Raw genomic sequence first — 23,367 nt, forward strand, 5'->3', positions numbered from 1 at the left:
TTTAAACCTATGATAGTTTATTAAGGAGGGAGTAAACCGGAGTTTAATTATTTCAAAGCAGTCACTCTATACCCCATTTTACGAAAGGCCTCCACCAACCCAGTATCTCCAACAAGATGCAAAGCACCAACAGCAATAAAACTATTACCCTTTTCAAGTAGCGGTTTGGAGCGTTCTGCCATCACAACATTGCGCTTATCAATTAATTCGGCATTAAATTCCTCCAACCGAGTAATTGTCGAACCATCGTCAGCAAAATGTTCTGTTAATGGCATTATCATTGATATTTTACCTTCAACATAAAGTTCTGCCGTTGTGCTGGATAAATCTTTCATTCGCTCTGGATTATTAATAGACTGCAAAATTGATGCTAAATATAAAGGATCTGGTATTCTCGCTAAAATCTTCAACTGCTCTTCAATAGTTTCAAGACCTATCAATTCTTTACCATTAGCAAGGGCATTTAGTTCAATTTGGCTATCAAAAACTTTAGCCTCTGTTTGTGGGCAATCCGACATAGAGAAAATCATAACGAAATACCATGGCTTCAAATGCTCTACATTCGCAAACGCAATACCACGTTGCTTTAAAAGAGCATCAAATTTTTGAAATTGCGCCTCCGTCATTTGCTTTTTAACACTATCATCATTATGGTACATCAACAAATTAGTATTTGCCCTAATTGTATTAAAGAGTTCCCCCCCTGCTTCATCGCCTATATCAATCAACTCCAAAGCTACCCGAGAAGATTTATCAAAGGCTATCTGTTCAGCAGAAGTCATTTTGACAATTTTGGCATCACTAGCATGCATTGTGCCCAATAAATAAGACGGCTCAACGCCGTCTTTTTCAATTTTCCAAAAGCGGCTATCGCCATTTTTAATTTTGTTGGCGGCCTCTTCTAGTTGCTGCAAGGTTTGCGCATCAAGTGCATCACGCAAATCTTTACCGCACATCATATTTTGAGCTAAAGCAAAATCGCTAAACCCAAATAGGGCAAATATAGTGACCAATGCTAATAATTTTCTAAACATTATAGCCAAAACCTTTTACTTTTTAAGCACAATAAAAAAGCGAGGAAAGCGCAGTAATACTTTGCCATCGCGCTGTAAGGGATAAGAATTTTTTATTTTATCAAGATAGAGATTTAAAAATATTTCTTTTTCAGCATCATTTAATGGCGAAAGAAAGGGCTGAAGTGCCGCTCCTTTGACCCAATCTACAATTGCTTCATGACTATCTAAAACATGATTATAAACACTATGCCAAAGATCAATTTGCAAGACAAAAGGCGCAAAAGCATCATAATAGACACCTGCGTCAGGCAGCTTTTCTCGCGCTATATTACCAATGCGACTTTTCTAGCGGCTATCTTGTGAAACTTCAATCATCGCCTGATGAATTGGCTCATGTAAATTATCGGGCATTTGAATGGCAAGGATTGCACCATTTTTCATTTCACCAAGTAGGCGCTGTAATTGCTTTATATGATCAGGCAACCATTGAAATACTGCATTGGAAAAAAGTAAATCAGTATCTTGCGGTACATTCCAGCTTGCAATATCACGTACTTCAAAATGGATTCCGGGCAACTGGTGCTTGGCTTTGGCAATCATATCAGCTGAATTATCAAATCCCGATATTTTTGCTTTTGGCCAAAAGTGCTGCAATAGCTCGGTAGAATTACCGGGCCCACAACCAATATCTATAATATTCTTAATTGCTATTTCATCATATCTAGAAATCGCATTGACAAGATCGCGAGCAGGCCGGCTTCGTTCATCATTAAACATCAAATATTGATTGGCTGACCAGTCTTTCATTTTTTACCCTTTAAAAACACACTGCCACCGCTAAATCAAAAAATTTATGGAATATAAAAGTACCTAAATATTTTGAACTGATCGGGATGACCTTTATAGGCAATCTTAATCGTCTTAGCCTTAGGGCCTGCTTTATAGGTTAAACGATAAATATATTCCCCTAGAGAACCTTTAAACGCCTGTCCATAGGCCTCTGGATCTTTCAGTTTATCGGCATCTATATCATCAAGTATTAATAGAGGAAATTGTAAGCGCTGTTCAGCATTTACCGTCTCATTATGAACGACTTTTATGTCCGGATTATAAAGTCGTAAATTGCCTGCATATTTCGTGTTGGGCGATACAATAGTTGCAATGGGGCCTTCTTTTTCAATAGTGCTATATAATAAATTATAGTCAAGTAAACCTAGTGGCAAGTGTCGACCGCTTCCCTGATGAAGTGAAAAAAACAAAACAATAGGCACCATAAGTGCAACAATAATACCACAAACCCCATATGATATTAAGGCACGAATTTTTCGGGTATAATAAAAAAGCATAATCGAGAAATAGGCTGGACAAAGAATGAGGACTGGCTGCATCCACCTATCTTTAACCTGTGTCGACCCGCTTAAAATTATTGATATGAAAACAATCAATAAGCCAAAACCCAAAACTCTACCAATAAACTTTGCCGCAAATTCTTCTGTTTCCGTATAATCAAGTCCGTTTTGTATGGGTCTATTAAATAGATAAACAACCAGCGCAACAATAAAAGCCAACCCGCCAAAGGCAAAAACCGCATGGACAAGTTCCTCTGCACCTAATAAGCGCTTAATAATAAAACTATGTTGGCTAGCTACACCAAATTTATTTGAGCGTTCTAAAGTTGCATGTAAATGAGCAATAATCCAGCATAAGGGCTTGTATAATAATATTGCTGCTGTCGTAAGAATTAACAACGTTTTTAACTGAAAAAGGCATTTCCTACCCTGTTTAAAGCTTAAAGAAGCCATCAAAATTGCAACAATAAAGATAATATCATTGAATTTACCAAGCACAGAAACAGCGATACAAAAACCAACTAAAATAGCATTAACAACGCTCTGACGGTGCATATATCGCGTCATAGCCCAAAAAAACCAACCGCAACTTGCCGTTCCAAGCACCGAGTGGGAAAGAGCGCGCTGAGACTCCCAAGCAATTTGTGGCAATAAAAATATGCCAAGCATGGCACTTGCTGCAACCAATAGCCGCACCTTTAAATTGCGCAACCCAAAATAGACTGATAAAAACAGACTGCCAAGAATAGAAAATTTAACCAATTGCAGCACAAAAAAATGCGTGCCAAAAACTGAAGTGGCGGCAATTAAAATCCATGTGTAAAGCGGCGGCTGCGAGCCGCCATAGCCCCAATCAAAAAAGCTAATATTAGCTAATTGCTCCGCATCATCAAGACCTGCACCATTTGAGATAAAGCTTACAAATAGCGCTTCACATAAAAAATACCCAACAATGAAAATCAGCGCCCAAAATGCAAACTTACTTCCACAATATTCAGCCTCTTGTGGCCTTTGGTTATTATCCACAATGATGCTATTCTTACTCATCAAATACGCCTTTTTTCATTTTTAAACCGATGCTACCCTTACCGATATAGATATTGTAATTTATAAAAATGACATTTTTAGCTGAATACTTAATCGATAATATTAAAACTATCAAATAGGATAATAAATTTAACAAAAGGCAGTTAGAAGAAAACATAATATTTTAATTATCCAACATACTAAAATACTGAAATTCCTAATTATTTTTTAACATCCCTTACAATTAAATAACCTTGAACCTATGTCTAACTTAAGGGCATTAATTTCGCATGTTAATTATGTCGCTTATTGCAAAGAATGTCCGATTAATATGGTGTTTTTATGGGTGAAGACATCCGCTTCCCCACTTTCATCATGTCTAATACCAAAGATCGCATTTATTCACTTCAACAACGCAAAAGGAAATAGCATGACAGATAAATCAAAAGTTGCATTTGTTACTGGTGCAGGTCAGGGAATTGGCCGCGCAATTGCTTTGCGCTTAGCAAAAGATGGCTTTCATCTTGCCCTTGTTGATTTAAAGGCGGACAAAATCGCTGAAGTCGCCAAGGAAGTGGAGGCATTGGGTAAAAAGGCCATTGCTATAACTGCTGATGTTTCTAAACGGGATGATATTTATGCGGCAATTGACAAAACGGAAAAAGAACTTGGCGGCTTTGATGTTATTGTCAATAATGCCGGTATTGCCCAAGTAACGCCTATTGCCGATATCACTGAACAAGAGGTTGAGCGCATCCTACGTATTAATGTCGAAGGTGTATTATGGGGCATTCAAGCCGCCGCCAAAAAATTCATCGCCCGCAAACAAAAGGGTAAAATCATTAATGCATCTTCCATTGCGGGCCATGATGGATTTGAACTACTTGGGGCATATTCTGCAACAAAATTTGCTGTTCGTGCGCTAACCCAATCTGCTGCCAAAGAATATGCTCGTGCTGGCATTACCGTTAACTCTTATTGCCCTGGTATTGTAGGCACCGATATGTGGGTAGAGATCGACCAACGCTTCGCCGACCTTACGGGCGCACCCGTTGGTGCAACCTACAAGAAATATGTAGAAGGCATCGCCTTGGGGCGCGCTCAAACTCCTGATGATGTGGCGAATCTTGTATCATTTTTAGCAAGTAGCGATTCAGATTATATCACTGGCCAGTCCATATTAACCGATGGCGGCATTGTTTATCGCTAAGATTTAGCCAATAGTATATAATCGTAACAAAAAATAATAAAGCATCTATATGTATATTTTTATCGGTGCTTTATTCCATAACTGATACCATAATTTTGTTTATTTTAATATTTTAAGATTTTACTAATTAATACAAAAAAATAATAACTACTGTATTATTTTTTTTAAAATATTTTCATCAATAATATAATATATTTTATTTTATTTTAAATAAATATCTTGTTTGACAATGATTTAAATTTCAATTATTGTGCAATACAACGAACTTTTTATATGAGCTATAATTTTTGCGCCTAAAACTATGCCTTTAATTCTCCCTCTCAAAAACTTCGCCAAAACATGCGGTTTCCGCAATATCTTCTATTGCTATGAAAGGGTTTATTATGACCACAGGCACAGTTAAATGGTTTAATTCAACCAAGGGTTTCGGCTTCATTCAACCAGATGATGGTGGCGCAGACGTATTTGTTCACATTTCAGCTGTTGAACAATCAGGTCTTCGCAAGCTTGATGAAGGCCAGAAAATTGGCTTCGAATTACAGCGCGACAAGCGCTCAGGCAAAATGTCAGCTTGTAACCTTACAGCTGCTTAATCTTTTAAAAGATTAATTGCTTTTTAGAAAGGTCGGATTTATCCGGCCTTTTTTATTGCCTGTCGCGCAATGCAATAATTCTTAGCTTGCTTAACAATATGCCACTCACACTTTAAACAACTGCTTGATACCAGCAAGCAGAAGCACCTTTCGCTTTTAAGGTAACAATATCAGTAGCTACAGCCTTCAGCACTGCTTTTAAACCGAAGATAGCTTGAACACCTCTTTTTACATTATTCCATTTATACATAGAGCTAACCCAAATTCATGTCAGTCATTTCGCGTCGCTTTATAAAAACTCCTAGCAATAAATCGTTTCGCCTACCCCAAAAGATATTATAATTTTCGTAAAATAAATAATAATTATTGTTTATCAATAAAAATATGATATTCTACTCGGTGAGGTTCATCCATAGGAGAATATCATGTCTTTTCAGACACAACCAAATAAGAATGCGATTAATACCAAACCAAGCCGAATAACGCTCGACATCATGTTAGCCTTATTCATTTTGTTTATGGTGTATTACTGGGTTTTTACTCCCCTTCCCCAAATTGCTCAAGATTGGCTTTCCAGCACCAACAGTATCAATACGGGATTACCCAATTCAGATGAAATTATTCTTATAGGCAGCCCCGAATTTACGGTGAGATTAATGGCGCTAGTCGTAAACCTTTTATTTTCCGCCCCAATTTTTTATGGTTTTTGGTTATTACGCAAACTCTTAAAGCTTTATGCGCAAGGTTTATTATTTACAAAAGCCCATGTAGAAATATTTAAACATGTTGCCTTTTCATTTATTGCCTATGGCATTTGCCTATTTTTGAGTGAACCTATCATGGCCTTAGCTTTGACTGCCTTCAACAATAATGGCGATAAATTAATTGTTGCTGGTTTTGGCTCAAGCAATCTCTTTCCCATTCTAACAGGCATTGTTATGTTGCCACTTGTTCATGTCATGCAGCAAGCTGAAAAAATGGCAGATGAACAGCAATATACAGTCTAACCATGGCGATTATTGTAAGATTAGATGTCATGCTTGCAAAACGCAAAATGCGCTCCAATGAACTCGCGCAAGCAATAGGCATTACAGAAGCAAACTTGTCCTTACTGAAATCTGGCAAGGTGAAAGCCATTCGTTTTTCCACCCTTGAAGCAATTTGCAAGGTCTTGCAATGTCAACCAGCAGACTTGCTTGAATATGCGAGTGAAGAACTCTAAATTTACAAAAGGCGTGTTTTAAGCTCGCCTTTTTTATAGGCTATTTTATGTAGATATTAGTTTTCATTTCACCTATTACTTAACTGACAATAGTGCAATTTACCAAAAATGAGCCAATCATGTTAAAGACAACACCAACGCCCAAAGATGATGATAGCTGCGGATGGTTTCATTTGAGCGAACCGCGCGCTGCAAAACCTAGCCATCAAGGTACATCGCTAACCCGCTTTGCTATTATTGGTGCAGGTGTTGCTGGACTTGCCATAGCTCGACAACTTGCCATGCATTTTCCCAATGATGAAATTTTACTCCTTGACGCGCAAAGCGTTAGTTTTGGCTCATCTGGTCGCAATTCAGGATTTATGATTGATCTACCCCATGACGTTACAGCGCCTGATTATATTGGTGATTTGACCGTTGCCAAGATCAATCAAAAAATCAATCTTCTCGCCATTGATGTGTTAGAAAAAATTATTAAAGACAATAACATTGCCTGCGACCTTCGCCATGCCGGTAAGTATCAAGCAGCGGTGGAGCCAAAAGGCATTAATATTCTTGATTCTTATAGCCGTGGCCTTGAAAAAATGGGCGAAGAATTTGAAATTATTGAAGGGTCGCAACTTCAAGATCATATTGGCACGGGTTTTTATAAAAAGGCAATTTACACCAAGGGCACGCGTTTGGTGCAGCCTGCAGCACTTGTAAAAGGATTGGCTAACTCCTTACCAAATAATATCCAGCTTTTTGAAAATACGCCAATTACTGCTTTTGAAAAAGGCACCAAATTAACCCTGCATCATAGCAATGGCAAAATCATTACCGATAATCTTATTTTGGCCAATAATTGTTTTGTTCCGCAATTTGGTTTTTTAAAAAACCGCATTTTGCCAATGTTTACCTATGCCGGACTAACGCGCCCATTAACCACACATGAGCAAGAATTGCTTGGCGGCAAGGATTATTGGGGAATTATTCCAGCTGACCCAAGCGGTACAACGCTAAGGCGCACTGTTGATCATCGTCTATTGCTGCGCAATACGGTTACATTCAACCCAAAAGCCCTGCCACGTAAAAACATGCTTGAAAAAGCAAAGAAAAATATTCAACAATCCTTTAAAAATCGCTTTACAATGCTTGAGAATGTGGAATTTGAATATTTTTGGGGTGGCGGCATTGCCATAACGCGCAATCAAAAAAGCTTTTTTGGCAATTTGGATAATAATATTTTTGCAATTTCTGGCTGTAATGGTTTAGGGCTTACCAAATCAACAGGGCTTGGTACTTTGCTTGCTGACCATATTAAAGGTGAAAAAAACGAGCTCATTGATTTCTTGTTAAATTCTGATGGCCCATCAAGCAATCCACCAGAGCCATTTTTAAGCTTTGGCGCTGATCTTACTTTATGGTGGGGACGAAAATCAGCTGGGCTTGAATGTTAACTTTATCCTTTTCATATCAATTCCATTATCTGCGTCTAAATGTTCAACTGCAATCATGTCTATCAATATTTATCGCGCTTCATTGCCAACAATGAATAAATGTCGATTTTTATAATCAAAACTTTCAATATCAATTTGATAAGCATTTGAAAGATTTTCGTTGGTCATAACCTCTTGTGCAGTACCATAAAAATGGTGGTCATTTGGTTGCAATAAAAGCACTTTATCAGCAACACTATAGGCATGGTCAGGTATATGGGTTGAAAAAATAAGCGCAATACCATTTTTTGACAAATGCGATACAAGGGTTAGAAATCGCGCTTGATTGGCAAAATCAAGATGGGCGGTAGGCTCATCCATGATGATAAATTGCGTTTTTTGTAACAAAGCACGCGCTATATAGACAAGCTGCTGCTCACCGCCACTAATCTCATTAATCGGCTTATCAAGCAGGTGGCTAATTTTTACCAGCCGTGCTGCATTTTCAACCGCCTCAGCGGTACTTGCATCAGGTATTTCAAAGGTTGATAAATGCGGCGAAATCCCCATTTCAATGATCGTACGCACCAAAAACGCAAAAGAAACACTGCTTTGTTGTGGTATGTAGGCAATTTTTTGCGCTATATCCTTATAGCTTAAACGCGCTAAGGCATTGCCGCCAAGATAAGAGCCACCAGCGGCGGCCTTTTCATAGCCAATGAGCGTGCGTAGAAAGGTTGACTTTCCAACACCGTTAGGGCCAAGAACAGCCAAAACTTCTGCTGGCTTAACGGCAATCGAAATATCCGAAAAAGTATTATCTTTTTGCCCTTGATAGCAAAATGAAAGATGACGCGCTTCCAACATTTAAGAATTCCACCCCAAGCTATTGCGTCGCAATAAAATAAGAAAAATCGGTGCACCAACCAGTGCGGTTAAAATGCCTAACGGAATTTCAATCGAAGTGAGCGAGCGTGATAGGCTATCAATAATTAACAAAAAACATGCGCCAATCGCAATTGATGCGGGGATAAGTTTTCTAAAATCTGGGCCAATAATAATACGGGTAATATGAGGAATAACCAAACCGACCCAGCCAATAATACCGCTTACAGAAACAGCCGCAGCGGCAATAAGAGTCGCAGCAGCGATATAGATAAAACGATAAAGTACCGGATTAATGCCCAATTGGCGTGCTGTTTCATCACCCATAGCTAAAATATTTAATCGCCAACGCAACAATATCAAAATAAATGCTGCTGGTATCATCATTGTTGCAATAATGATCACATCACTATTAGCTATAGAAGCAAGCGAACCAAGCAACCAATATTCAATGACCGGTAATTTTGAAAATGGGTCGGCGGTATATTTTACCAAAGCGAGTAAAGCCGTAAACACTGAACCAACGATGATGCCACTTAAAATCAAAATCAAAATATTATATGAACGGTAAAGGCGACTAATACCAAAGCAACAAAGAACCGCAAGCGAGGCAAAGGCAAAGGCACTAAGCGGCACCATCCAATTATTGGCAAAAAGTAAAATGGCAAGAGCTGCTCCAAAGCCAGCACCAGCCGATACGCCCAATGTGAAGGAAGATACCAAGGGATTGCGAAACACCCCTTGATAGCAACTTCCTGAAAGAGCAAGGGCTGCACCAACCAGCATTGCGCCAAATATCCGCGGCAAGCGCGTATCAATAATAATCGATTGCACGCGAGCGGGAACATCAACCTCAAACCCAAAAATATGGGCAGCCAAGGTCTTTACAATAGCTTCAGGGGCGATAAAAAATCGCCCCATCAACATTGCTATGATAAATAATGATAGAGGTAGAATGGCGTAAATAAGCCAATTTATAAAAATTTTCACGACAAATTAAGCCTCATCATTTTAATATTTTTGCAGTTGTTGAAATCTAAATTCTAGTTTTCACCATCATAGGAATGACGATAGAATTTTTGATAATATTTCTGCACAACCTCATTCATATCAATATCTGCGAATTTTTCAGGATAGAGCTTTTTTGCCATCCAAAGTTCGCCAAGCGCCAAAGCTTCTGGTAAAGGATAACCCCAAGGCTTTACATATTCTGGTGTGATAAATATTTTATTATTTTTAACCGCTGAAATTTCTTTCCATTGCGGATTATTGCGAATGTCATCAGCGACACTTGCATAACGATCTTGAACAAAGATCACTTGCGGATCCCACAAAACCACTTGCTCAATTGATACTTGTGCCGCACCTTTGACGCCTTCAGCAACATTAGTGCCGCCTGAACGCTTCATGATAACGCCGGTATATTTTCCGCTGCCATAGGTATGGAGATCAGGATTAGCCATATAAAGGCGCACACGGTCTTTATCTGCAATATTTGCAACGCGATCTTCAACAATTTTACGCTTATCAAATGCATATTGAATAAGCTCATCAGCCTGTTTATCGCGATCGACAATAGCACCAATTAACTTAATACCTTCACGTAGCCCTTCTGAATAAGCCGCATCATCATCAGCAAAGGTCGGGTTTAATTTGGGCGCTTCAATCCCCTCGCCTTTTGATAAAGAAATAGCAACAACTGGAATACCCACCTTGGTGATTTGATCAATCATCGCTTGTGGCGCATAATTGGTAACAAAAACCACATCTGGGTTAAGGCCAACAACTTCCTCAATATTAACACTGGTTAAATCACCCACTTTTGGCAGTTTATCCAATTCGGGAGCATATCTATCAAGACCCGGAATAAGCTTTGGCCAACGATCTAAAACACCAACAATTTTCTTATCGGCATCAAGCTCAACTAAAATATCTAAGGTTTGGTGCTGCAAAACCACCACACGCTCAACTTTGTCAGGTAGCGTTACACTACGATTAAGCTGATCCGTAAATTGTCGATCTGCAAGAGCTGGGTTTAAAGAAAATGCGATAAGTGCAAAAGCACCCAAAGCAAGTGACTTTAAGCGCGCGCTAAAATGGGAGGTTTTGTAAATTTTATTCATAAATAGACATTCCTATCGTTATATAGTACAACTATATAACAATTTTATTTATATACAAGGGTGCAATCATGCAAAAGCAACACATTGAAATCTATGCAGCTGGCAGCCTCAATAGCTGCTTTAATGCAATTAAAGATAAATGGCAGCAACAGCTTGATAATGCCCAGCTTGCATTTCGCTTTGGTCCTGCCGGTCTTCTTTACCAAGAAATTGTAAATGGAGAGCGACCCGATATTTTTTGTTCTGCCAACAAGGCTTGGCCGCAAAGCCTATTTGAAGCAGGCTTAACCAGCGAGCCAACGCACTTTATAAATAATCGCCTATGCTGCACAGTGCTTAAGGACAGCAATATTGATGAAAATAATCTTATTGAAAGCTTTATGCAGCTAGATTTGAAAATTGGCATATCAACACCAAAGGCTGATCCCGGTGGTGATTATGCCTTAGAAGTTTTTAAAAATTTTGAAAAGCTATATAAAGGCTCATTTGAGCGACTTTTGAAGCAAGCCCAAATGTTGGTTGGCGGCGCACTTATCAATGAAGCCAATATTGGTTTAAAAAAGACTTTATTTGATAGTCTCATTCATCGTCAAAGCGATATTATTATTGGCTATTATAGCAATGCAAAACAACAATGTGAACTTAACACTGCATTTAGATTGATTGAACTTCCCACTGCGCTTGCCGTTAATGCCCGCTATTATATGGCAATGATGAACCCAACTACAAAAGCTGCTCAACAATTTAGCAATTATTTATTAGCACCAGAAACACATAAGATTTTTAAAGATTTTGGATTTTCTATTGTATAAAGTCGTTTTTTCCGCAACAAAATAATTTTGGACATTATTTTAGTTAATTTTAGTCTTACTATTCTAGCAAAAGGGTAGGTCATTTGACGGGGATATTATGGCGCGTAATTTAAGCTTTATACTAGCATTAATATTCATATTTTTAACTGGAAATACTGCTTTTAGTGGCTCACTCTTTTATCGTTATTGGGATCTTTATAAATTTTGTACAAGTTTAAACACAGAAAGCCAACTTATTGGTCTTTTAGGGAAACCCTCAAAAACAGAAACTATAAAAGACAGCTTTTATCAAGTTGACCCAACAACGAATAAGGCCAATAAAATAAAACCTACTGCCCAAAAAATTACATGGTATCAACCGCAAATATTGGTTTTGCAACCACCAAAAACTAAAAACAGTGTTTCTGATCACTTATGGAATGGCCCAAAAGAAAAACAATATTATTGCCTTTTGTCACTGACCGTTCGAGAAGACAGTTTTTCAATACATTCTCAACAAATCCGCGGCCTAACTGGGCGACTTAAAAAAAATGCAGACGAACATTTGAACGATTATTGTCCCCAGTTTAAAGCGCTTAATGAATTCATGCTTAATAGTAAAAATGGGCAACAACAAATGATAGGTTATGATTGCAAAAATAGCCATTAATGAAAACTTTGGACCATAAGCTGACTTGGAGTTAATTTTGACTAAATTCCATGGGAGCAATGGTTATGACGCTTAAGATAAGTTATTGATATAAAAAATTTTTGTCCATAATAGCGCAATAAACCTATTTACCCGTCTATATTTCCCTAACTGGAGTAACGGTGGATTTTGCATTAAGAGCATGGCGAAAACAGCTTATCCATCTATTGGGTCAACCTTCAATGTGTGAAACCATAACCAAAACGCAAATGATCCAAACGCACAACACAATCATTTATGATGTCATAAAAAACATTAAAAAATTTACCTAGCTTTTAAACCAAATATTGAAGCGCCCCTTGCAAAAGTAAAACATCAATAACCGGTGATTTGTGCAAAGAGACAATGGATAATCCATATCAATGTAGATTATCAATCAAAATACGAGATAAAAGCTTTTCCATTTAATCTACTTCGCTGACCAGTTTACCAAGCCATTTATATAAAAATAGATGGTAGTATTGATAATTATTGTCCAAGAGCAGCGTTTATTCAGCAATATGTAAATGGTTTTATAACCTTGAAACAATTTAGCTGCATGGAACCTTAATATAACAACGACACAATAAAAAAGGTGGGAAAACCCACCTTTATTTAATCAAAATTTTTCTTAAGCTAAAAAGCTAAAATAATTTATGAATCCAAGAAAGAACGCAATTTGCGCGAACGGCTAGGATGCTTCAATTTTCGCAATGCCTTAGCTTCAATCTGGCGGATACGCTCACGCGTAACCGAGAATTGTTGTCCAACCTCCTCCAACGTATGATCGGTATTCATACCAATACCAAAACGCATGCGCAATACACGCTCTTCACGTGGGGTTAAGGATGCCAATACGCGCGTGGTTGTATCTCTCAAATTGGCTTGGATAGCCGCATCAATTGGCAAGAGCGCATTTTTATCTTCAATGAAATCGCCAAGATGTGAATCATCTTCATCACCCACCGGTGTTTCAAGTGAAATTGGTTCCTTGGCAATTTTGAGCACTTTACGTACTTTTTCAAGCGGCATTGCCAATTTTTCTGACAATTCTTCCGGTGTTGGCTCGCGGCCAATTTCATGCAGCATTTGCCGTGATGTGCGTACAATTTTATTAATTGTTTCAATCATATGCACTGGAATACGGATGGTACGAGCTTGGTCGGCGATAGAGCGAGTAATTGCCTGTCTAATCCACCAAGTCGCATAGGTCGAGAATTTGTAACCACGGCGATATTCAAACTTATCAACCGCCTTCATCAAGCCGATATTACCTTCTTGAATAAGGTCTAGGAACTGCAAACCACGATTGGTGTATTTTTTAGCAATTGAAATCACAAGGCGCAAATTGGCTTCTACCATTTCCTTTTTAGCAATGGTTGCTTCGCGCTCACCTTTTTGTACCTGATTGACAATGCGGCGGAATTCGCCAATTGAAATACCGGTTTCTTGAGCGAGCTCTTGAATTTCACCACGAATTTCTAGAATATGACGCTCTTCACGGCTGGCAAATTCTACCCAACCACGCGCTTTCAAGGTAAGCACGTAATTTAGCCAATCTGGATCAAGCTCACGCCCCTGATAGGCTTTCAAAAATTCTTCATGCCGAACACCATGAGAGTCAGCAAGACGCTTTAAGCGGCCTTCATTTTGTACAAGACGCTTATTAATATCATAAAGTTGTTCAACCAATGCTTCAATACGGTTTTGGTTAAGCGACAAGGACTTAACCGCTTTGATAAGCTGGTCTTTAAGCTCTTTGTAACGGCGTTTTTGAGTTGGAGACAGAGCCTCATTTTCAGATGTTAAGCTATTTTCAACCTGTTGATCTTGCAATTTGCGCAATTTCAAATAGGTGTCATAAATAAGATCAAGGGTTTCCATCACTTGCGGACGCAATTCTGCTTCCATTGCAGCAAGTGACAAGTTCACCTCATCCTCGTCTTCGTCTTCGTCATCAATACCCAATTCACCGCCAACATTGGTGATATCATCTTCATCATCACGCGATGGGCGGCGCGGTGCAGGTTCTGCTTTTTCTTCCAAATCAAAGCGCTGCACAATTGGTGCTTGGCGCGCTTCTGGGCCAGCATAGGTTGTTTCAAGATCAATAATTTCACGCAAAAGAATACGTGAGTCATTTAATTCATCGCGCCAAATAATCAAAGCTTGGAAAGTAAGTGGGCTTTCACAAAGGCCAGCAATCATCGTTTCGCGGCCAGCTTCAATACGCTTGGCGATGGCAATCTCACCTTCACGCGATAAAAGCTCAACTGCGCCCATTTCGCGCAAATACATGCGAACTGGATCATCAGTGCGGTCGGTCGGCTCCTTTTTAGTTGCAACAGCGAGCGCGGTCGATCCTGCTTCTACAAGTTCTCCGCCACCTTCTACTTCCGCAACCTCTGGATCACCTTCTTGCTCGTCATCTTCAACGACGTTAATGCCCATATCCGAAAGCATCGCCATGGTATCTTCAATTTGCTCAGATGTTACTTCTTCAGAAGGCAACACTGCATTGAGTTCATCCATAGTGACATAACCGCGTTTCTTAGCGATTTTAATCATCTTTTTGACAGCGTCATCGGAAAGGTCGAGAAGTGGGCCATCCGCATTAACTTCGCGTTCAGCTTCATTTTCCTCGTTGTGCTTAACCTTGCTTGCCATACCGTCGTCACTCCAGACATTCACTTGCCTAAGGCCATTATCAATCGACCCATAGACTACAAACCTTATAAATACCTTTGCTGGCGCAAAGGTTCCAATAAAAGCTAAATTCTCTATAAAGCGTGTCTACACTATATAATTTACCAATATATAAATGTTACTTCCTTTTAATATCTTGCCTTATAAATACTTATTGTGGCTTTTATAGTATTTCCTATAAAATAACCAAACATTAACATCCAAGCAAGACATTGTAAAAATTACAAAATTTTAGCTTTTTTAAAAATAATCTCATTTTAGATTGGTATAGCTCCCTCATAAAGCCATACTAATAGACAACCAAAAGCAACGCCAGCAATCAAGAGATCTGCGGTGGCGCTCATGACAATCCTAATCTAACGAGATTAATTGTCTGATTCGCAAGAAAAAAGCGAATCATTTTACAAAAAAGTGATTCTAACTTGTTTCTTTTTCCCATGCACCAAAGCCTTCAATCAGCGCTTCAGTGGCATTACTACGCTCCAACTCTGCCCTCACATCCATTAGCAAAGCCAGTTTTTCTTCAGTAGGATTTGCTAAAAGATCAACTTCTATTTCTCGTAATCGTTTATGTAGGTTGCGTGCACTAGAATACAAGTACAGCGCTTGCTTTAATGCCTCACGAGCATCTTCAATCGGCGCTTCTAACGTACAAGAGCGGGTATTTAAATTGCGCATCATCATACTTATGCGATCTAATATTGCTTTTTGACCGCGCTTTATTAATAATTCATGCATAGCAGACCCATCATCGGGGCACCATTCAGCCAAAATATTAAGCATAGCGCGATGAAACTCTTGTAAACCGTCATGAGCAAATTCTAAAGCGGCCAGCGCTTCAAAATTTTCATGCCAAAGGGCTGGATGGTTGGCAAGAGTTAGCAAAATAGCCGCATCACGCGATGCCATTGGCGTGCGTGACGACCAAGCAAGATCGGAATTATTAAGATTTTGCGATGGCCCTGCTGCAACCGTCTCAAGTGTTTTTTTACCAAAATTACCTTGCTGGCCCTTTTGCCCTTTTTGAAAAGGTTGAAATTTCGGGCGGAAAAAATCGCGAAGACGATTACGAATATCCTGCAAATAATAATGGCGCAGGCTCTCATCCTTAATCAAAAAGGCAGCTGTCGTTAATCGCTTTTCAAGGGCGGCGCGCTGTTCAGGCGTTTCAGTTAAGCCATCATTTACTTCACGCTGCCAAAGCATTTCAATCAACGGCTGCGCTTCACTCACCAAAGCCAAAAATGCTTGACCACCATTATCGCGAATAATATCATCGGGGTCTTTACCATTAGGTAAAGTCACAAAACGCAAAGACACACCGGCTTTTAACAAAGGTAAAGCTCGATCAATGGCACGGTAAGCTGCACTAATGCCAGCACCATCACCATCAAAACACAAAACCGGCTCATTAGACATGCGCCATAAAAGTTGCAATTGCTCATCGGTTAGTGCAGTGCCAAGCGGTGCTACAGCATTATCAATGCCGGCTTTAGCAAGGGCAATAACATCCATATAACCTTCAACAACTAATATGGGCTTAGCTGCTTCACCGCCTTTTGCTTGTGCTGCACGGCGTGCTTCGCCACCATTATAAAGCATATTACCTTTATGGAATAATTCCGTTTCTGGCGAATTTAAATATTTCGCCCGCACTTCAGTTGATAAAGCGCGGCCACCAAAAGCAACAATTCGCCCCTTTAAATCAGCAATTGGAAATATAACACGATGGCGAAAACGGTCATAAGGGCTTGGAATATCTGATCCTGTTACGATTAGACCTGCGGCGTCCATTTGTTTGACGCTAACACCTTTGGATAAGAGGTGGTCTTTAAGTGCAGTTTTACTATTTGGCGCAAAACCAAGGCGGAAGCGCTTTTGTAGTGCTTGCGGCAATTGACGATTTTGTAAATATTGGCGCGCTTCATTGCCTTGGTTATTTTGTAATTGCGCTTCAAAGAATTGGGTTGCCATTTCCATAACATCATAAAGCGTTGCTTTACGCGCCTCACGCTGTTCCATTTGCGGATCAACCTTTGGCATTGGCACTCCAGCCATATCAGCTACACGTTCCACCGCTTCAGTGAAACCTAAACCATCAAGCGTCATTAAAAAACGGAAATGATCACCGCTTTCACCGCAGCCAAAACAATGATAGCGCCCTCGGCCATCATCACAATGAAAACTTGGTGTTTTTTCACCATGAAATGGACAACAGCCCCAATAATCTCCACGTGATGCATTGCTTTTTTTACTGTCAAATGTAACGCGCGTTGCAACCACCGTTGAAATAGGAACACGGCCTCGAATATCGTCCAGAAAATCCGGTGAAAAACGCATTAAAAAAAAACCTGATATTGATGATAAAACCAGCATCGGAACTTGAAATTAAAAAAGCCCAATAGCATAACCATATTGCCATAACCCAAGCTACACTTTTCAGCAAGCCTTTAAGAAATAGATAATTATATGGACGTTAAATCGCATAGACATTTAATGGCTAAGAGATCCAATTCCTATATAATTATTATTTTTATGGAGTAAAAGCCCAAGCACAGACTTTTATTCCGCTAAGTGCTTTTGAAACAAAGTGTCACTTGGTAAAAATTTAAAATGGTTTCACTATTCAGCATTACCAATTTCAATCACCAATGGTGAAAGCCCATCAATACCACCTGTTATGACATCGCCAGACTTTACCGCGCCAACACCTGCAGGTGTGCCGGTATAGATGAGATCGCCAGCAGTTAAGTGATAATAATGCGATAAATGGCTAATAACTTCCTCAACGCTCCATATTTGGGCATTTAAATGAGAGTTTTGCTTAGTTTCATTATTAAGCTTAAGCCATATATGCTGATCATTAACTGCACCAAATTCTTTAATTGGCGTTATTGGCGTTATAATCGCTGAATTTTCAAATGCCTTAGCAATATCCCACGGATATCGTCTATCCTTAGCATATTGTTGTAAATCACGTCGTGTCATATCAAGACCACAAGCATAGCCAAACACGCTATCAAGCGCTTTATCAACACCAACTCTAAAAGTAGGCTTATCAATGGCAACAACTAACTCCATTTCATAGTGAAAATTTGTTGTACCAGGTGGATAAGGAATAGCGCCGCCCGACAAAACAATAGCTGAGGCTGGCTTGGTAAAATAAACGGGTGCTTCACGATCAACCGCCGCACCCATTTCCTTGGCGTGATCTTCATAGTTACGGCCAACACAAAAAATACGATTTACCGGAAAAAGATCCCCACTACCTGTAACTGGAACCAAAGGCGTTGCTGGAAGGTCAAATAAAATTTTTCCCATAACTATCTCCTAACTATCAATTAGCATTACTATAATGAATGAAGTCACAAAGTGTAAGCACAAACTTTAAAAACTTCTTCGCAGCGCTTTCACCAACCAATGAATCTATTTGGGAATTATAACGACTTGGCAGTGTTCGATAAGATTGATAAGCATTTTATAAAATTTTGCTCGACTTAATGTGAAATAGCACCTTATAAAATAATCGTGATCTTATTGCCCTATTATTTTGATAATTTACCGCTAAGCGTAACGAAATACAAAGCTGTTTTTTAAGCAGTAAAAGCAATAGGTACTATTTAAAGGAGAGTATGGTGGGCTCTAACCTAGAACAAGGAGTGCAACAAGTGGATGAAACAATGCAGCAATTATTGGGCCAGCACGCTTGGCTTCAAACACTAATTTGGCTAGCTATCCTAATTGTCGCTTCTTTTGTTGTTAATTTTTTGGTTCGCGTTTTACTCTTGCGCGGCTCTTATCGGCTGCTTAATATGGTAAAAGGTGGCGACAATAATTTTATTCGCTCTGCCATTTCTCGCCTAGCCAATATTGCACCGGCATTGGTGTTTTCTGTAGGCGTTGGCTTTGTACCTGGACTTCCTGCGGCGGCAACAAAAATTATTGAGAATGTGGCCAATGCTTTTATTATTCTTACCATCGCTTTGGCTATTTCATCTATGCTAAGCGCGTTTGAAGATATTTATCACCGCCGCCAACATTCAAAAATGCGCTCAATCAAAGGGCTAGTACAGATTGTAAAGGTTGCACTTTTTGCTGTCGCTACCATTCTCATCCTAGCCACCTTAATTGATCGCTCACCGCTTATTCTTCTATCAGGTCTCGGCGCCATGGCAGCGGTTTTAATGTTAGTCTTTCAAGATACATTGCTGTCACTGGTTGCTAGCGTGCAAATAGCCTCTACCGATATGGTGCGGGTTGGCGACTGGATTACCGTATCTAATCTTGGCGCTGATGGTACTGTTATCGAGCTTGCCCTTTATACGGTTAAGGTGCAAAATTTTGATAATACTATTACCACCGTTCCTATCCGAAAATTGGTGAGCGATCCATTTATCAATTGGCGCGGCATGCAAGAATCTGGTGGCCGCCGTATTAAACGCGCACTTTTTATAGATCAAAGCAGTATTCGTTTTTTAACCGATGAAGATCAGCAGCATTTATCACAATATGTATTGCTCCGCGATTACCTCGAAAGTAAAAACAAAGAAATATCGGAGTGGAATGGTAAGCTTGGCGACAAAGCTGCCATTGCAGCCAACACACGACGCATGACAAATATTGGCACATTTAGAGCTTATATTACCGCCTATTTGAAAAGCCATCCCGGTATTCACCAAAAAATGACCTTGATGGTGCGCCAATTAGCACCCGATGCCAATGGGTTACCGCTAGAGATTTATTGCTTCACCAATACTGTCATCTGGGCAGAATATGAAAATACTATGTCAAATATTTTTGACCATTTATATTCAATCATACCCGAATTTGGCTTGCAAATTTTCCAATCACCAAGCGGCAAGGATTGGATGCATATTGTCATGGAACGCAATAATAGAAACATCAAACATGAAGATACTTCTAAGGATGATAGTCATACTGCTCAATAATCAACGACTAAGCATTAACTAACCGCATTTAATAGCCCAAACCTTTTCAAGGTGTGGGCTATTTTTATAAGCTTTACAAGTTTTATATTTTTCATTTATCAACCCGTATACTTTTATAACCGCTGCGTTTATTATTTACACAAATAATAAAATCCCTAAAATAAAATAGCATCACCTAGCAAAGCCTTAAATTATTATATAAATATGTAATAGGTAAGTAAGATGAAATATTTACTATCCATGTTTTTCGCGGTCATATTTACATTTTCTAACATTATAATAAGCAATAGTGCAGAGACTGAAACACTTCAATCCATACAAAGGGCGGCTAAACAGGGCGACGCACAAGCACAAAATAAACTTGGTGTCATTTATGAAAAGGGTAATGGCGTTAAACAAGACAGAAAATTGGCGTTAAAATGGTACCGCCTTTCTGCCAATCAAGGCTATGCGCCAGCACAAAACAATATTGGCGAAATGTATTCTGAAGGTGTAGGGGTTAAACAAGATTACGATGAGGCAATCAAATGGTTTAAACTTTCTGCAAAGCAAGGATATGCAATTGCTCAATTAAATGTTGCATTTGCCTATTATAATGGCGAAGGTGTAGAAGAAGATTACCTCGAAGCATTTGAATGGATGCACCTTGCAGCCGAGCAAGGTTATGCGCCTGCCCAAAGCAATCTTGCATCTATGTATGAACATGGTGATATAGGCATAGAACATCAAGCTTTAGCCTTAAAATGGTATCGTCTTGCGGCAAAACAAAATTATCCCACAGCTCAAAATAAATTAGGTGTATTTTATTATAACGGCGATGGTGTAGAAGAGGACGAAAAAGAAGCCGCGAAATGGTTTAAACGCGCCGCCATCCAAGGCTATGATGCTGCCCAAAATAATCTTGGTGAAATGTTCCGCGATGGCGAAGGTATTGAGCAAGATTACCTAGCTGCTGCTGACTGGTTTTTACGGTCAGCAGAGCAAGGATATGCGCCTGCACAAGTTAATTTAGGCATGATGTATGATGAAGGTCGTGGTTTTGAGCAAGATTATGATGAAGCACGAAAATGGATAAAGATTGCCGCAGACCAAGGCTATGACGAAGCCCAAAACATCATGGGCTATTATTACCAACATGGAGAAGGCGTTAAAAAAGATATCAATGAATCCATTCGTTGGTATACTCTTGCCGCATACCAAGGCTATGCTAAAGCACAAAATAACCTTGGCTTACTCTATAGCGAAGATGAAGATATACAAAAAGATTACCAACAAGCATTTAAATGGTTTAAAATGGCAGCAGATCAAGATTATGCGGCAGCGCAAAACAATGTTGGCGTCTGTTATGACAAAGGCGAAGGCGTCCTCCCAAATGCCAAAGAAGCGCTTAAATGGTACCATCTCGCTGCCGGGCAGGATTATGCCATTGCCCAATTTAATTTAGGTATCACCTATATGGAAGGCAATTTAACGACACGTAATTATAGACAAGCATTAAAATGGTTTTTGAAAGCGGCTGAACATGAATATGCGCCAGCACAAAACAAGTTAGGCATTATTTATGAAAATGGTCATGGGCTATCAGTCAACTTAACGAAAGCTATTGAATATTACCGCCTTGCTGCGTCTCAGGGAAACAAAGACGCGCAAAATGCTTTGAAGCGATTAAAACAAGAATGAAATTATCGCTACAAAAACTTGTGCCTTAGCAAAAGGTAGAGCCAGCTTTTTTCACTTATATACGTCTCGGCAATCGTCATTTTTTATTTATTAAGATGACATGGCGTGCAGTCGCCGCCTCAAAAAAGTGCCCACTATTGGTTGCCGCGATTAAAAAACTCCTCGTTTAAATTGGCATTTCGATAGAGCTTAATCTTACAACATAACAACTTGCAAGCTTCGTTAATTGAGCACGCGCAGTGTCAGCCGTTCACATGTTACTGATATTATTTACGAAAATACTGGTGATAATTATAAAAAAGTCAGTCGGCCTGTAAGCCGGGTTTTGTATGGCAAAGCTTAACGCTTCACGTGGCAGCCATTCATCTTGGACGCAATGTTGCCATGCGCCTCATGCAACCCACCCGGATGATTGGCTGGAGACAGGCCTGTGGTTAAACCACGCATCATCCCTATTCGGTCTTGCTCCCGGTGGGGTTTACCTTGCCATTATCATTACTGACAATGCGGTGAGCTCTTACCTCACCCTTTCACCCTTACCTATATAATATAGGCGGTTTGCTTTCTGTGGCACTTTCCCTAAGGTCACCCTCGCCGGGCGTTACCCGGCACCGTGTCTCGCTGGAGCCCGGACTTTCCTCACTAGCCACCTTTCGGTATTGAACTAGCGCGGCTGCCCGGCCGACTGACTTTGCAGTGCAATAACATGCAATAGGCAAAAACGCTATAGCATTTTAAGCAAAAGTTCATTTGGCTAAGGCTTGTCGAATAATGCATCCAATTGAAAAATTTATTGTGCGTCTTCCAATTTAAGTTTTGGCTGGCGCACTTGTTCGCGATAAAACACAAATAATCCGCTACCAACAACAATCGCCGCACCAATCAGCGTCCACTTGTCTGGAAAATCATTAAAAACAATCAGCCCAACAAAAATTGACCAAACGAGCTGCAAATAGTTGAAAGGCTGAATAATACTGACCGGCGCCATGGTGAGCGCTTTAATCATGGCAAAGTGGCCGCTTACCGACATAAGACATAAGAGAACCAAGAGCCAAACATGATGAGGATCCATATCTACCCAGAAATAATAAATGCATCCTGTGGTGATAATAGCACCGACAAGACCAATATAGAAAAATGACGTAATTGCACTATCACGATCGCCCACAAGGCGAGTTATGGTTGCATAAAGTGCAAAACAAAACGATCCGCTTAGGGCAAAAATCGCGCCAAAGGAAAATACGCCAGAGCCGGGCCTAATCATAATTAATATGCCTAAAAATCCAATAATTAAAGCAGTTATGCGCCGCCAGCCAACAGCCTCTTTCAATATTAAAATGGCAAGAAGTGTGCCAAAAAGTGGGTAGGCTTGAAAAAGCGCCGTGGTTTCAGCAAGTCCCATGTGCCGAAAGGCTAAGCCAATGAGTATAAGCTCAGCCAAAAGCAACACACCGCGTAAAATTTGCAAGTAAATATGGCCTGTTTTGCTGTTTTTACGAAAGCCGCCTTTTGATTGCTTTGCTATTAGCATACCAACCGCCAAAAATACCCAATATCGCACCATAACAATAAAGGTAATTGGATAACTGCTTACTAGAGTTTTAGTTATCGCATCTTGAAAAGCAAAAATAAGGGTGGCTAAAATGGCAACCAAAATACCCGGCCAATAATTTGGTTTTTGGCTTTCGCTTTCATTGGACATTTATTGCTT

At 39.7% G+C, this 23,367-nt stretch carries 19 protein-coding genes, 1 other RNA gene and 1 pseudogene; 9 read left to right on the forward strand and 12 right to left on the reverse strand.

The features are described 5' to 3' along the window. Nucleotides 1-47: 47 nt before the first annotated feature. From N5852_RS10850 to N5852_RS10860, 3 genes and pseudogenes are all read right to left on the reverse strand, one after another. Nucleotides 48-1,034, reverse strand: a complete 987-nt coding sequence (locus N5852_RS10850) for a TraB/GumN family protein (RefSeq protein WP_262097808.1) — start codon at nt 1,032-1,034, stop codon at nt 48-50. Between the two features lie 15 nt (nt 1,035-1,049). After that, nucleotides 1,050-1,823: pseudogene (gene tam / locus N5852_RS10855) on the reverse strand (trans-aconitate 2-methyltransferase). A gap of 44 nt (nt 1,824-1,867) precedes the next feature. Next, nucleotides 1,868-3,412, reverse strand: coding sequence for an ArnT family glycosyltransferase (locus N5852_RS10860; RefSeq protein WP_262097809.1), 1,545 nt, complete (start codon nt 3,410-3,412; stop codon nt 1,868-1,870). Between the two features lie 409 nt (nt 3,413-3,821). Here N5852_RS10860 and N5852_RS10865 point away from each other — a divergent pair, with 409 nt between their 5' ends. Continuing rightward, entirely contained in the window at nt 3,822-4,601 is a 780-nt protein-coding gene (locus N5852_RS10865) for an acetoin reductase (RefSeq protein ID WP_262097810.1), read from the forward strand. A gap of 383 nt (nt 4,602-4,984) precedes the next feature. Continuing rightward, entirely contained in the window at nt 4,985-5,194 is a 210-nt protein-coding gene (locus N5852_RS10870; protein WP_182417530.1) for a cold-shock protein, read from the forward strand. Nucleotides 5,195-5,306: 112 nt separating this feature from the next. Here the strand turns inward: N5852_RS10870 and N5852_RS10875 are convergent, their stop codons facing one another. Next, a complete protein-coding gene (locus tag N5852_RS10875; protein ID WP_262097811.1) occupies nt 5,307-5,444 on the reverse strand; it encodes a hypothetical protein in 138 nt (45 codons plus the stop codon). Nucleotides 5,445-5,619: 175 nt separating this feature from the next. Here N5852_RS10875 and N5852_RS10880 point away from each other — a divergent pair, with 175 nt between their 5' ends. The 3 genes from N5852_RS10880 to N5852_RS10890 all read left to right on the forward strand — a co-directional run bounded on the left by N5852_RS10880 (nt 5,620) and on the right by N5852_RS10890 (nt 7,855). Continuing rightward, on the forward strand, nt 5,620-6,201 hold the full coding sequence (locus tag N5852_RS10880) for a DUF2975 domain-containing protein (protein ID WP_262097812.1): 582 nt from the start codon (nt 5,620-5,622) through the stop codon (nt 6,199-6,201). A 2-nt stretch (nt 6,202-6,203) separates the two neighbouring features. Next, entirely contained in the window at nt 6,204-6,416 is a 213-nt protein-coding gene (locus N5852_RS10885; protein ID WP_262097813.1) for a helix-turn-helix domain-containing protein, read from the forward strand. Between the two features lie 119 nt (nt 6,417-6,535). Next, a complete protein-coding gene (locus tag N5852_RS10890) occupies nt 6,536-7,855 on the forward strand; it encodes an NAD(P)/FAD-dependent oxidoreductase (RefSeq protein WP_262097814.1) in 1,320 nt (439 codons plus the stop codon). Between the two features lie 69 nt (nt 7,856-7,924). Here N5852_RS10890 and N5852_RS10895 read toward each other — a convergent pair whose 3' ends face one another. Genes N5852_RS10895 through N5852_RS10905 form a run of 3 tightly spaced genes read right to left on the reverse strand, consistent with a single transcriptional unit; the run spans nt 7,925 to nt 10,842 of the window. After that, the gene (locus tag N5852_RS10895) at nt 7,925-8,701 is read right to left on the reverse strand and encodes an ABC transporter ATP-binding protein (protein WP_262097815.1); all 777 of its coding nucleotides are present in this window, start codon (nt 8,699-8,701) and stop codon (nt 7,925-7,927) included. Beyond that, nucleotides 8,702-9,709: a FecCD family ABC transporter permease gene (locus tag N5852_RS10900; RefSeq protein WP_262097816.1), complete on the reverse strand. Its 1,008-nt coding sequence runs from the start codon at nt 9,707-9,709 to the stop codon at nt 8,702-8,704. It lies immediately after the preceding gene. A 53-nt stretch (nt 9,710-9,762) separates the two neighbouring features. After that, entirely contained in the window at nt 9,763-10,842 is a 1,080-nt protein-coding gene (locus N5852_RS10905) for an ABC transporter substrate-binding protein (RefSeq protein WP_262097817.1), read from the reverse strand. A 68-nt stretch (nt 10,843-10,910) separates the two neighbouring features. Here N5852_RS10905 and modA point away from each other — a divergent pair, with 68 nt between their 5' ends. Both modA and N5852_RS10915 read left to right on the forward strand, forming a co-directional pair. Further along, nucleotides 10,911-11,654 (forward strand): molybdate ABC transporter substrate-binding protein, encoded by a 744-nt coding sequence (modA, locus tag N5852_RS10910; protein WP_262097818.1) that lies wholly within the window; start codon nt 10,911-10,913, stop codon nt 11,652-11,654. Between the two features lie 97 nt (nt 11,655-11,751). Next, nucleotides 11,752-12,303 carry a hypothetical protein gene (locus N5852_RS10915; RefSeq protein ID WP_262097819.1) on the forward strand — a complete coding sequence of 184 codons (552 nt, stop codon included), beginning with the start codon at nt 11,752-11,754 and terminating at the stop codon, nt 12,301-12,303. A gap of 672 nt (nt 12,304-12,975) precedes the next feature. On the opposite strand, the gene rpoD is transcribed toward N5852_RS10915, so the two are convergent. The 3 genes from rpoD to N5852_RS10930 all read right to left on the reverse strand — a co-directional run bounded on the left by rpoD (nt 12,976) and on the right by N5852_RS10930 (nt 18,348). After that, on the reverse strand, nt 12,976-14,988 hold the full coding sequence (gene rpoD / locus N5852_RS10920) for an RNA polymerase sigma factor RpoD (RefSeq protein ID WP_262099748.1): 2,013 nt from the start codon (nt 14,986-14,988) through the stop codon (nt 12,976-12,978). Nucleotides 14,989-15,444: 456 nt separating this feature from the next. Beyond that, a complete protein-coding gene (gene dnaG, locus N5852_RS10925) occupies nt 15,445-17,367 on the reverse strand; it encodes a DNA primase (RefSeq protein ID WP_262097820.1) in 1,923 nt (640 codons plus the stop codon). 282 nt (nt 17,368-17,649) lie between these two features. Continuing rightward, nucleotides 17,650-18,348, reverse strand: a complete 699-nt coding sequence (locus tag N5852_RS10930) for a fumarylacetoacetate hydrolase family protein (protein WP_262097821.1) — start codon at nt 18,346-18,348, stop codon at nt 17,650-17,652. 359 nt (nt 18,349-18,707) lie between these two features. Here N5852_RS10930 and N5852_RS10935 point away from each other — a divergent pair, with 359 nt between their 5' ends. Both N5852_RS10935 and N5852_RS10940 read left to right on the forward strand, forming a co-directional pair. Beyond that, on the forward strand, nt 18,708-19,976 hold the full coding sequence (locus tag N5852_RS10935; protein ID WP_262099749.1) for a mechanosensitive ion channel family protein: 1,269 nt from the start codon (nt 18,708-18,710) through the stop codon (nt 19,974-19,976). A 222-nt stretch (nt 19,977-20,198) separates the two neighbouring features. Continuing rightward, a complete protein-coding gene (locus N5852_RS10940; protein ID WP_262097822.1) occupies nt 20,199-21,656 on the forward strand; it encodes an SEL1-like repeat protein in 1,458 nt (485 codons plus the stop codon). 298 nt (nt 21,657-21,954) lie between these two features. Here N5852_RS10940 and rnpB read toward each other — a convergent pair. Further along, an RNA gene (gene rnpB, locus N5852_RS10945) (RNase P RNA component class A) lies at nt 21,955-22,345 on the reverse strand. A gap of 101 nt (nt 22,346-22,446) precedes the next feature. Then, nucleotides 22,447-23,358: a DMT family transporter gene (locus tag N5852_RS10950; protein WP_262097823.1), complete on the reverse strand. Its 912-nt coding sequence runs from the start codon at nt 23,356-23,358 to the stop codon at nt 22,447-22,449. Nucleotides 23,359-23,367: the final 9 nt, after the last annotated feature.

This window comes from Bartonella sp. HY328 (genome assembly GCF_025449335.1).
GTDB lineage: Bacteria > Pseudomonadota > Alphaproteobacteria > Rhizobiales > Rhizobiaceae > HY038.